We start from the raw sequence: 11930 nt of genomic DNA on the forward strand, positions 1-11930 counted from the left end.
TGATTTAGTAATGGGGATAATGTCGTGACTGCCTATACCATTGACTTCAGCCCAATTACCAAACTCACGGATGAGCAGTTTGACCTTCTTTGCGAGGCCAATCCTGACATTAAGTTTGAGCGTACCTCGACTGGAGAACTTGTGATTATGCCGCCGACGGGTGGAGAAACTGGAAAGCGAAATGTAGAAATCGCGGCTGATTTCGTTTACTGGAATCGTCGGAATAATCTTGGAGTTGTGTTCGATTCGTCCACCTGTTTTAGAATCCCAGGCGGCGGCGATCGCTCCCCTGATGTGGCGTGGGTAGAAAAATCTCGATGGGATGCCCTCACTCCAGAACAACAAAGTAAATTCCCACCGATCTGCCCTGATTTTGTGTTGGAATTGCTCTCTCCTAGCGATAATCTCACTGTCACTCAGCAGAAGATGCAGGAATATCTATCCAGTGGAATACGGTTGGGATGGCTTATCAACCCAGAAAATAAGCAGGTTGAAATTTATCGTCCTAGCCAAGGGGTAGAGATATTACAATCTCCTAGGGCGGTTTCTGGTGAAGCGGTGCTGCCAGGGTTTAACCTGAATGTAGAGTGGATTTGGGGGTAGAAGAGTATTAAAGGCAAGCTAGTCGAAGATTGGTAAAGCCTAATTGAAAGCTTGGAGAAATTTGAGCGGAAATAACACGCTTACCAAATACTGACTGAGTAGGCACAACTTATCATTCATTATCGCTGCCATGCCAGGATGACTCCATGCCTTTCTAAATTGCAGCTTCTATCTCCTCTAGAGTTTTCGGAGACCCTGGGTATGCAAGACAGCCCATCACCTCTTCTAAGGTTGTTTCGGGAAACGGTGTAGCTGGAGTGAGCAAAACATCAATTCCTATATTGGTAGTAGCAACTTCTTGGCTGGATTGCTATGAAGTGGTCATTCCATAAATGCTTGAGTAGGTGACCTTAACTGGCACACTCTCAAGTAAGTCATAAGATCCTAGCACCACGACAAATCATCAAGCACAGCCTGCCTGACCTTGTTATCCTATGGTTTGGTAAAGCGATGAAAAAAGGGTGCCTGTTGCCGATGACTGCAGCAGGGAAATAAGCAATCATGAGTTTTTCTGCAATTGTGCAATCGTTGGGGCGGTCTCGCCTATCGGAAGAATTGCTGCTGAAGTTGAAAGAGCAGCGAGTCTTAGAGTTATGTGGTGTACCCCGCTTGCCGAAGGGACTAGTCGCCTCTGCCCTAGCTCAACAGCGACAGCAGCATTTGTTTGTGGTTACCGCCACCCTAGAAGAAGCCGGGCGGTGGGCCACTCAGCTCGAAGCCATGGGATGGCAGACGGTTTATTTCTATCCCACCTCCGAAGCCTCCCCCTATGAATCCTTGGATCGAGAGTCCGAGATGATCTGGGGGCAGTTACAGGTGTTGGCCGAAACCCTGAAGCTGAATGCGAATCCAGAGGCAACACCCTTAGCGATTGTGACCACAGAACGGGCATTGCAACCTCATTTACCTCCCGTGCAGGTCTTTGAACCCTATTGCCTCAGCTTGGAAACGGGGATTGAGCTAGACCTAAAAACCCTCAGCGATAAGCTCGCCCGACTTGGATATGAGCGGGTCTCCCTAGTGGAAACCGAAGGCCAATGGAGTCGGCGTGGCGACATTGTCGATATTTTTCCCGTGGCCTCCGAGCTACCCATTCGGTTGGAGTGGTTTGGGGATGAGCTGGATAAAATGCGGGAGTTTGACCCCACTAGTCAGCGGTCTTTGGATAGTAGTGAAAAGCTGACGCTGACGCCGACCAGCTTTGCCCCGATTACCTTAGCATCTCTAAGTGAGGCCCAACAGGCCCAAGTCAAAGCCTACTTAACAGAAGAAGAACTGGCCCTCTTAGAAACTGGAACCTTAGAAGGCAGTCAACGATTTCTAGGGATGGCTTTTGAAACGCCCGCTTCTCTATTAGATTACCTGCCGGAAAATACGCTGGTGGTCGTCGATGAACCCATGCAATGTCGGCCCCACAGTAACCGTTGGGTAGAACATGCCCATGAACAGTGGGAGTCCGTAAGTTTACCGGAGACTCCACTACCGAAGCTGCATCAAGATTTCGAAGCTGCTCTGGATCAAATTGAAGTATTTGAGCGGGTCTTTCTGTCAGAATTAGCGGAAGAGAAAGGCGGCTTAAACTTGTCCAGTCGGACAGTGCCTGCAGTGCCCCACCAGTTTGGTAAGTTGGCCGAGACTATTAGGGGGGAGCGCGATCGCAAATTCAGTATCTGGCTCATCTCTGCTCAGCCCTCTCGATCCGTGGCCCTGTTACAGGAACATGACTGTCCCGCCCAGTTTGTACCTAACCCTAAAGATTTCCTGGCCATCGACAAGCTGCAGGAGCAGCATACCCCCGTTGCCCTTAAATATTCTGGGTTAGCGGAGCTCGAAGGCTTTGTGTTGCCCACTTTCCGCACGGTGGTGATCACAGACCGCGAGTTTTTTGGTCAGCATACCCTGGCAACTCCCACCTATATTCGCAAACGACGACGGGCCACCTCCAAAAAGGTGGATCCGAACAAGCTCCAGCCGGGAGACTTTGTGGTCCATCGCAATCATGGCATTGGCAAATTCCTTAAGTTAGAAAGTCTGACCCTAAATCACGAAACCCGTGAATATTTGGTATTGCAATACGCCGATGGCACCTTGCGAGTCGCGGCGGATCAATTAGGTTCCTTATCTCGATTCCGCAATACAGGAGAAGGGCGACCCCAACTTAATAAAATGTCGGGGAAAGCCTGGGAGAAAACCAAGAATAAGGTTCGCAAATCCATTAAGAAGTTGGCGGTGGATCTGCTCAAGCTCTATGCCCAGCGCGCCCAGCAGGAGGGATTTACCTTTCCCCTCGATCAGCCCTGGCAAGAAGAGATGGAAGACTCCTTTCCCTATCAGCCCACTGCCGACCAGCTGAAAGCCGCTCAAGATGTGAAGCGGGATATGGAAAATCCCCGCCCGATGGATCGGCTGGTCTGTGGAGATGTCGGCTTTGGCAAAACCGAAGTGGCCACTCGGGCGGTATTTAAAGCAGTAACCGCAGGCAAACAGGTGGCCTTTCTCGCACCGACGACTATTCTCACCCAGCAGCACTACCACACCCTAAAAGAACGGTTTGCCCCCTACCCGATTCAAATTGGCCTCCTCAACCGGTTCCGCAGTGCCGAAGAGCGCAAAGATATTCAAAATCGCCTCAAAACCGGAGAGTTGGATATTGTCGTTGGCACCCATCAACTGCTGGGGAAAAGCGTCAACTTCCGAGATTTGGGCCTGCTTGTGATCGATGAAGAGCAGCGGTTTGGGGTCAATCAAAAGGAGAAAATCAAAACTCTCAAAACCCAAGTGGATGTGCTCACCCTTAGCGCCACCCCCATCCCTCGGACCCTATATATGGCCCTGTCGGGGGTGCGGGAAATGAGCCTAATTACTACGCCTCCCCCCTCTCGTCGTCCGATTAAAACCCATCTCTCGCCCTACGATCCAGAATCGATTCGGAGTGCCGTCCGCCAAGAGTTAGACCGAGGCGGCCAGATCTTTTATGTGGTGCCCCGCGTGGAAGGCATCGAAGAAGTGGCAGGTAAGCTGCGGGAAATGGTGCCCAGTGCCCGGATTGCCATTGCCCACGGTCAAATGGTGGAAGGGGAGCTAGAGGCGACGATGCTCACCTTTAGTAATGGCGACGCTGAAATCCTAGTCTGTACCACCATTATCGAATCGGGACTGGATATTCCTCGCGTCAATACGATTTTGATTGAAGATGCCCAAAAGTTTGGCCTCTCCCAGCTCTATCAGCTCCGAGGTCGGGTGGGTCGCGCCGGGATTCAGGCCCATGCTTGGCTGTTTTATCCTAATCAAAGTTCCCTAACTCAGAAAGCCCGCAAGCGACTCCGGGCTTTACAAGAGTTTAGTCAGCTCGGGTCTGGCTATCAGTTAGCGGTGCGAGATATGGAAATTCGGGGCGTCGGTAATTTGTTAGGGGCAGAGCAGTCCGGGCAAATGGAGGCCATTGGCTTTGACCTGTATATGGAGATGCTGGACGAGTCCATTAACGAAATTCGCGGTCAAGAAATCCCGCAGGTGGATGAAGCCCAGGTGGATCTCAACCTAACGGCCTTTATTCCCGCCGATTACATCACCGATTTGGATCAAAAGATGAGTGCCTATCGGGCCGTCGCCTCAGCAGAGACCAAAGCCGACCTCACCCAAACCGCCGTGGACTGGAACGATCGCTATGGTCCGATTCCCGATTCAGCCCAACAGCTATTGCGGATTATGGAACTCAAACAATTGGCAAAATCCCTAGGTTTCTCGCGGATCAAACCAGAGGATAAGCAGCATGTGATGCTGGAAACTCCGATGGAGGAACCGGCCTTTAAGTTACTCAAGGAGAATCTACCTGAACATTTGCGATCGCGTTTCGTATACTTCCCCGGCAAGGTAACGGTACGAGGTCTCGGCGTCATGAAAGCCGACCGCCAATTGGAAAGTCTGATTGATTGGCTCGGCAAGATGAAGGGGGCCTTACCTGAAGTCGAGAAAACCTTAGTGGAAGCAGGTTAGAGCTAAGGTTATCACCTGGAGCAAGAGGTTAATTGCCTGATATCCATGGCATAACGGTTGCGGTTACCTGCGCGGCAAAGATCAAAAAAACACCGCCGAAGTGTTAGCTGCGCGTCAGGTGCAACGCCTTGTTAGGCAACAGATAAACGTTTGATCTCTATATCACCAACTGCTTGCTCAGCTTGCCACAGGTCATATTGCATTTGTTGGTTCAACCAACTTTCAGGAGACGTATCAAAAGCTTTACTTAATCGAATCGCCATTTCAGGACTAATTCCTGCTCTGCCATTTAAGATTGCAGATAGGGTCTTTCTACTAATCCCCAGTGCATCAGCAGTTTCAGTCACAGTTAGATTTAACGGCTCAATACAAAGTTCCTTGAGAACTTCGCCAGGATGTGGTGGGTTATGCATTTTCATTAGTGGTAATCCTCAAGATCGACATCACAAGCATCAACACCATCGAAGGTGAAGGTAATCCGCCAGTTTCCAGATACTCTCACTGACCACGTTCCTTTGCGTTGACCAACTAATTCATGAAGCACTAGACCAGGTAACTTCATGTCTTGTGGAGACGTTGCAGCATTAAGGCGAGCTAGAATGATCCGAATCCGTTTAGCATGATTTGTCTGAATGCCTCGGGTGCTTCCTGACTCAAAAAATTGCTTTAACCCTCGATGTTTGAAGCTAATGATCATCGGTCGATTGTAACCCATAACGTTACTAGTTACAATCTGGCGAGAGGATCAGGGCCTGACGTCAAGGATAACCGGGCCAAGAACTGACGTTGATGAGCGAAGTGAATGTATGACGCTATTCCGGCTCCGGTTCATCCGTTTGTTTTGTGCCACATTCTTGAGTTGACGTTGCCTTTAACAAGTGGTCGCGGAACACATCTGGTAACAATTTTGCATTTCCACTGCTAACCGTACCGCAGCAAACCGTTGACAGGTAGTCGCCAGCCTTACGCCAAAGGTCATCACAGTCGGGGTCGTTCTTGGCCACGGTGAGAACATGACCGTCCTTGTAGCTTCGGCAAATATCGAAGAGCAGTCCTCCTGTATGGGATTCAAGGCGGTCAATGTACTGAATGAACCATCCCTCGTATTCCATTTCTGGAACTTGGTCAGGTAAGCATTTATCACTGGCGTAGTACCGCCATGTAACTTTGCGCCCGGAGTCATTCAGTAGTTCGAGCCACATTATTGGCGATGGCAGCCTTCCGTTCGGCAAGATCACTGTGAAATCTCGATTACTCAGTCATTCTGGAACGGGTTCATCGACATCGACTACTGATGTCACCTCAAAACTTTCAGCGACGATTCGCAGAACTCCCGGAATATCAATCTCGAATCCGATGCCCTGTCCAGCGTTATAGGAATTCGCGCCTTCGGCCAGATGTTCAGGATGATATGTCCCATCAAGAGCATACTCCGTAATGTCTTGAGCCATGAGCTCGATGGTACGCAATGTCCGTGGTTCTCCGGCCGCGTAGCTACCAGCGACCTGGAATTGGAGGGTTAGCCGGACATCGGTTGCATCGTTACGGCCCGGAAGCGGCTCCAAACACGACACTGACGCGTCGTGCAAGAAATGGTTTCGGTGAATCCATTCATCGAGCGCTGTGACAGAATCAATTTGCACGGTATCGAAATCCGAAAGCGGTCTCCGAGGCACAGAACTATTAATTAGACGGATGGCGGCTGATAATTCCGGTATGGAGGGTATTATCCGCTAAGTACCGTATAACTCCGACTTTAGGGTCATTATCCAGTAGTTTGCTGTAATTAGAAAGCCATTTTTGAGAATCTGAATAATGATAAGCCTTACTCCATAAAGCTTTCAAGCTTCCTGTATCCATGTCCGACTCGCCTAAACTCTTTGATCAAATCCCCACCACCTTTCGGCTCAAGCGCTATAGCCCTAAGACCGAAAAGTTTTATCTCTACTACATTAAAGACTTTCTCCGGTATCACGAAATGCGTCCACCCCGAGAACTCGGTGTTCAGGAAATTCATGAATACCTTTCTCTTCTGGCTGGAAGAAAGCACGTCGCTGCATCCACTCAAAATATTGCCTTGAGTGCCTTGCTCTTTCTGTAAAACAAGTGTTAAAAAATTGACCTGACCTTATCCCGAACTCAGGTTAGATAAGTAATTGATCTACTTTTCTCAGAATCAGTGCCGACTTCGTGTAAACGCCAGAAAACTTGTTAAACATTTGCGATCGCGTTTTGTATACTTCCCCGGTAAGGTAACCGTGCGAGGTCTTGGCGTCATGAAAGCCGACCGCCAATTAGAAAGCCTAATTGACTGGCTAGGCAAAATGAAGGGGGCCTTACCGGAAGTCGAGAAAGCTTTAGTGGAAGCAGGTTAGATCGAATAACCCTACCTTGAGCAAAAGGTTCACTTCTGACATCCCATAGCTAAAAAGGGCTGTTCAGATTTCTCCAACCCCGACTAATAAGATAGGTTGCTTTGGGCGTTTTTAGAGGCTAACGTCGGCCAATTTTGATTCGCTTGGGAAATATAGCCAGGAATATCTTCTTGCCATTGCCTCTGCACATCTGCACTAAAGTTCAAATACAGCTTGCCATCCACGATTGCCCAAGCTTCCGGCACAATTGTAACTAAAGCCCCTTGGCTCACTCCATAAGCACAGAATCCACCATATTGAGGCGCATACGCTTCTGGATTACTCGCAAATAAGTCTCGATGCTTGGCATTGGCAAATAGCCAGGTCACCCCTTGCCACTCATAGGCATAGTCTTGTACCCCTTGCACAGGACGACCTTCCGTAAAGTATGCCACTGGATCTGTTCCGCGAATAGCAATCCCATCTTCTGCAAAAATAGCTGCAGCAGGGGTAACAGATTCAGATGCTGGATTAGCAGTTGCTATTTCTCCGGTGCGAGTAATAGAGGGAACGGTAGAAGCCACACCCAACAGTACGATAGAAGTTAAGGCGATTTTAGGCAGACGGTTTGGGTTCACGGATTTTGCTCCAAAATAATACATCAGTCAAAACTCAGTATTTCAAAACAGCTGTGACTGACGACTCTACAACTTGAGGGCACTTACATAAGCAAGGAATAATGCTGCACTTAAAGCACCCTCATTACTAGAGATGAGTTAGTAGCTTTTAGCCGCACAAGGGTCTTTGGCGGCGCAGGGGTTCTTGGCAGCGCAAGGGTCTTTGGCGGCGCAGGGGTTCTTGGCAGCGCAAGGGTCTTTAGCAGCGCAGGGATCCTTGGCAGCACAGGGGTCTTTAGCCGCACAAGGGTTCTTGGCGGCACAGGGGTCTTTGGCGGCACAAGGGTTCTTGGCGGCACAGGGATTATCTACGGCAGCAGCGCAAGGATTAGCATAGGTTGGGGGAGCAGTTAGAGTTGTTGTGGCGACCCCAACGGTCAACATAGAGGTAGAGGCCAGTAATGCTAAATATTTGACTTTCATACATAGAACTCCAGAAATCAATGGGTCAGTTCAAAACCTACTCTTAAATAGTTAAAAGAAGTTGAATAAGGGTAGCCTGAAGACTAAATGAGTTTTTCTGAGAAATATATGAGTTTTTCTAGAGATATGCAGGGGTTAAAAATGACTCGTTCGGTTGACACCCTTGTTTTAGGCTTTCATCTTACCGAAAATAAATTTATTGCGATCTGCTTCCCATCAAGACTGCAATAGATTTATTTTGTTCATTTCCGATGTGTTGTACCTATAACGCGATACAACTAATATTTAGGAAAATTTTCTGTAAAAATACTCTCAAGACTAAATTTTGACTACCTATTTTGCCACCGCATGGATTACTTGCAAAAGATGAAAGGTGCTTTGCCTAAAATCAGCCGGACCTTGGTAAAAGCAGGTTTATGAGTTACCCCAGACTATGATTGGTTTTCTGATCGTCTTACTGGGCGCCGTCTTCTTTTGTTTTCAAAACGTTATCGTCCGCATTCTCTTTAACGAATACACCGTTGCTGGCCTGCTGCAGACGGGAGGGTTCGTTACTCCTTCTCTCCCCAACTCTTTTTTGTTAATGGCGATGCGGATGGTTTGGGTGGTGCCGTTGGTATCGGCCATGACGCCGCTGTTTTATCCATCGCTTTGGTGGGACTTAAGAAAGTTGAGTCAAAAGCAGAATCGTCCTGACCTAATGCGATCGCTGCTGGGTGGCGTATTTATGTACCTCTACCTGGCATTGCTCTATTTCTCTGTGGGCCTGATTCCAACCGGAATTGCCCTAACCCTATTTTTCACTTTTCCCGTTTTTACAGCCCTCCTCTCCTGGTACTTCTTTGGCGCTGCACCCTCCCGATTTCGCTGGGCGGTAATGGGATTTGTCCTGGTCGGCAGTGCCCTTACGGTTCCTCAAACTGGATTAACGGCTAATGCGTTGGGGGTTGGCTTAGGAATTGGGTCAGGGGTTGCCTATGCCATTTATACGGTTCTCGCTCAAAAAAGCTTTGAGCAGATTCATCCCGTTCCCTATACCTGGATTAGCTTCGCGGTCACGCTGGTCTTGTCCTGTTTAAGCTTGTTGTTCTGGACGCAGCCTGAGGCCATTGAGTGGGGGCCATTATGGATTGGGGGATTGTTGTCTGCGATTGCCACGTCTAGTGGGCATCTGCTCAACAATATGGGCATTCATTTAATTGGGGCCACCACGGCATCCATTATCGGGGCTACCAATCCAGCGTTAACAGTTGTCTTAGCCTGGTTCGCCATTCAAGAAACCCTCAATCCGCTCCAAATTTTCGGTGCTATTTTAGTCACCTTTAGTGTGGCGTTGCTCAGTCGGGAACGGAAATCAAAGCTGCAGTGAATCATCAGCCTGTCACTCCAAGTGTTGCTATCACCCCGCTCAGCTTCAAGCGGGACTGATACAATTCCTGCATGTTTGGCTCTATCTGTAAGTTCCTTGCAGAAAGCTTTTCCCGTGATTTTGCAACCTGGCTTCTAGGAGAACCGATCTCCTTCACCCAGCCCAGTCCTTCGGAACTATTGAGGTTATTGTTTTACGAAGCAACTTCTCATCCTAAGGACAACTAGCCACATTCGTAAAGGGAGCAGGGGGAGTACCGGGTGGAACCAAGGTGCCGTCAAAGCTGAAGACGGCATTGTTATTATCGGCACTGACCGTCGCTAAATTTACAACCTGGAAAGTGTTTCCTTCAGAGCTTAAGTTAAAGTCTGTTCCACCGGCCATAGCAAAGCCAGGACTATCACTACGGTTGTCTGAAATGGATGTACAGATAGGATTAGTGTCATTATTACTTATCCGCACGCTATCTCGACCCGCTTGGAGAATGACATTGTTGGAGATGTTAGCGGTGTTAATTCGACTGTCATAACTAGCGTCAGGTGTGACAATAATGCCATCAGCGTTAGTTCCAGAAGTAGTTATAGTATTGCCTGTAATATTTGCTGTATTAATGGTGCTGTTGTTATAGTCGGTCGCAACACGAATCCCCCCCGCATTATTTCCAGATGTTGTCACTGTATTCCCAGTGATGTTGGCAGTGGTAATGCTGGAAGAGTATGAATCGATAAAAATCCCGTTTGCATCATTGCCAGATGTTGTCACAGTATTCCCAAAGATATTGGTGGTGGTAATACTGCTGTTATTGTCCAAATAGACAAAAATCCCGTTTGCATCATTGCCAGATGTTGTCACAGTATTCCCAGAGATATTGGCGGTGGTAATACTGTTGTTACTGTTTAAATTGAAACCAATCCCGTTTGCATCATTTCCAGATGTTGTCACAGTATTCCCAGTGATGTTAGCTGTAGTGATCGTGCTATCAGTGAGAACGACAAAGATGCTTTCATCGACGGTTGCGATATTATTATCACTAATGCTAGCAGTATTGATTCCAGAGCCATTAGATAGGCGGAAAGAAATTCCATCTGAATTACTACCAGTCAGTGTAAAAGTATTTCTTGTAACAGAAGTTGACGTGATTGTACTGTTGTCTAGTCTGATATTGATTCCGTCAGCACTGTCTTCAGCCGTTGTAAAGGTATTACCAGAAACGGTGACAGTCGAAATCGCGCTGTTGTCAAGATCCACAGTAATACCCTGTGGATCATCGTTCCCTACTGCCGTGAAGATATTGTCAGAAATAGTAGCATTCGTAATAGTGCTATTGTTATTGACATGGGCAAAAATAGCTGTTAAATCTTCATCTAATAACGACACGCTATTGTCAGTAATATTGGCTGTATTAATCGCACTATTATCAGTTGATAAAACATAAATGCCATAGGTGTCTTCGCGCGACATCATCACGGTATTACCCGTGATGTTGGCTGTATTAAGGGTGCTATTGTCAGCAGACAAAACGAAAATGCCAGGTGTAGATAGTTCATCCACTGATACGGTATTCCCCGAAATTGTAGCTGTGTCAACCTGGCTGCTGGTGTTGACATTGAGCACAATACCGCTTGATTCTGAAGCATTAACCTCGCTGACCGTATTGTTTGAGATAGTTACCGAGCTAATTTGACCATTGTTGTATACATCGACATCAATCCCACCTTCACCCACATTGCTAACCGTATTACCCGAAATCAGCAGAGTATTGAGAGTGGTATTGTCCAAATCCAGAACAATACCATCATCCAATGCTTGGGTAATCACATTATTCGTAACCTCCACTGTTCCTGTCAGATCCTGCAAACGAATGCCATTCTCTGCATTAGTAATCTGGTTCTGGTCAATGACCACATTCTGAACTCCAACCGCCTCCACTCCATTGGCCCCATTGGGATTAATCGCAAACCCCGACAGCAAGGTATCGTTCCTCATGGTCACCGTCCCCGTCACCGTGGGGAACTGACCACTTCCAGATGCAGGGAGTGGGACTGTGCCCAGGTTGAGGATACTGGGTGTGGGTAACTGTGAAGCAATCGGCGAGACTGCAATCCGTTGAATCGGTCCTTGAGACCGCACCTGGACATTATCAGGAACTGTAAAGGCTGGAATCTGTGGATTGGTCCCTTGAGCCACATAGACAATATCGTTGCCATTGCCTTGGGTTGCGGCTAGGGCTTCTGCCACTGTGCCAAAGGGGGATTCAAAGGTGCCATCACTATTACCTAACCCTAAATTGACATGGGTGAAAAACCACGGTTGTCCGGTAGCAGGATTAATGGCAGCGGTGGTGCGGTTCTCAGTCTCAAGCACCTCAGTAGTCGTGGGGGTATCGACAATCACGTTGTTGGTCCGATTGACCGATGATCCCATCCGGGACACAACGCTGTTGTCTGGGGTAATCGGTTCTTTGGGGCGATTGCCTGGCCAGGTAAAGGTGAGGTTTCCCAGCACATG

11 protein-coding genes are annotated in these 11930 nt (G+C 48.2%); 4 read left to right on the forward strand and 7 right to left on the reverse strand.

Annotation, left to right across the window (positions count from 1 at the left end):
* The first annotated feature begins 24 nt into the window (after nucleotides 1-24).
* Nucleotides 25-603 (forward strand): Uma2 family endonuclease, encoded by a 579-nt coding sequence (locus Q0991_RS14880; RefSeq protein WP_299489571.1) that lies wholly within the window; start codon nucleotides 25-27, stop codon nucleotides 601-603.
* 501 nt (nucleotides 604-1104) lie between these two features.
* Nucleotides 1105-4599, forward strand: coding sequence for a transcription-repair coupling factor (gene mfd, locus Q0991_RS14885; RefSeq protein WP_299489573.1), 3495 nt, complete (start codon nucleotides 1105-1107; stop codon nucleotides 4597-4599).
* Nucleotides 4600-4730: 131 nt separating this feature from the next.
* Here mfd and Q0991_RS14890 read toward each other — a convergent pair whose 3' ends face one another.
* The 4 genes from Q0991_RS14890 to Q0991_RS14905 all read right to left on the reverse strand — a co-directional run bounded on the left by Q0991_RS14890 (nucleotide 4731) and on the right by Q0991_RS14905 (nucleotide 6164).
* Nucleotides 4731-5018: a HigA family addiction module antitoxin gene (locus Q0991_RS14890; RefSeq protein WP_299489575.1), complete on the reverse strand. Its 288-nt coding sequence runs from the start codon at nucleotides 5016-5018 to the stop codon at nucleotides 4731-4733.
* Entirely contained in the window at nucleotides 5018-5296 is a 279-nt protein-coding gene (locus tag Q0991_RS14895; RefSeq protein ID WP_366524967.1) for a type II toxin-antitoxin system RelE/ParE family toxin, read from the reverse strand. Before Q0991_RS14895 ends, Q0991_RS14890 begins: the two co-directional genes overlap by 1 nt.
* A 115-nt stretch (nucleotides 5297-5411) precedes the next feature.
* Nucleotides 5412-5801: a hypothetical protein gene (locus Q0991_RS14900; protein ID WP_299489578.1), complete on the reverse strand. Its 390-nt coding sequence runs from the start codon at nucleotides 5799-5801 to the stop codon at nucleotides 5412-5414.
* Between the two features lie 57 nt (nucleotides 5802-5858).
* Nucleotides 5859-6164: a hypothetical protein gene (locus Q0991_RS14905; protein WP_299489580.1), complete on the reverse strand. Its 306-nt coding sequence runs from the start codon at nucleotides 6162-6164 to the stop codon at nucleotides 5859-5861.
* A gap of 293 nt (nucleotides 6165-6457) precedes the next feature.
* Here Q0991_RS14905 and Q0991_RS14910 point away from each other — a divergent pair, with 293 nt between their 5' ends.
* The gene (locus Q0991_RS14910; protein WP_299489582.1) at nucleotides 6458-6700 is read left to right on the forward strand and encodes a site-specific integrase; all 243 of its coding nucleotides are present in this window, start codon (nucleotides 6458-6460) and stop codon (nucleotides 6698-6700) included.
* A 357-nt stretch (nucleotides 6701-7057) separates the two neighbouring features.
* On the opposite strand, the gene Q0991_RS14915 is transcribed toward Q0991_RS14910, so the two are convergent.
* Nucleotides 7058-7591: a YHS domain-containing (seleno)protein gene (locus tag Q0991_RS14915; protein WP_299489583.1), complete on the reverse strand. Its 534-nt coding sequence runs from the start codon at nucleotides 7589-7591 to the stop codon at nucleotides 7058-7060.
* Between the two features lie 138 nt (nucleotides 7592-7729).
* Nucleotides 7730-8053, reverse strand: coding sequence for a hypothetical protein (locus Q0991_RS14920; protein WP_299489585.1), 324 nt, complete (start codon nucleotides 8051-8053; stop codon nucleotides 7730-7732).
* 433 nt (nucleotides 8054-8486) lie between these two features.
* On the opposite strand from Q0991_RS14920, the gene Q0991_RS14925 reads away from it, so the two are divergent.
* The gene (locus Q0991_RS14925) at nucleotides 8487-9422 is read left to right on the forward strand and encodes a DMT family transporter (RefSeq protein ID WP_299489587.1); all 936 of its coding nucleotides are present in this window, start codon (nucleotides 8487-8489) and stop codon (nucleotides 9420-9422) included.
* 213 nt (nucleotides 9423-9635) lie between these two features.
* On the opposite strand, the gene Q0991_RS14930 is transcribed toward Q0991_RS14925, so the two are convergent.
* Nucleotides 9636-11930, reverse strand: a 2295-nt coding sequence (locus tag Q0991_RS14930; protein ID WP_299489589.1) for a right-handed parallel beta-helix repeat-containing protein, incomplete at its 5' end; no start/stop codon positions are given.

The sequence above is a fragment of the Acaryochloris sp. IP29b_bin.137 genome (assembly GCF_028285745.1).
GTDB lineage: Bacteria > Cyanobacteriota > Cyanobacteriia > Thermosynechococcales > Thermosynechococcaceae > Acaryochloris.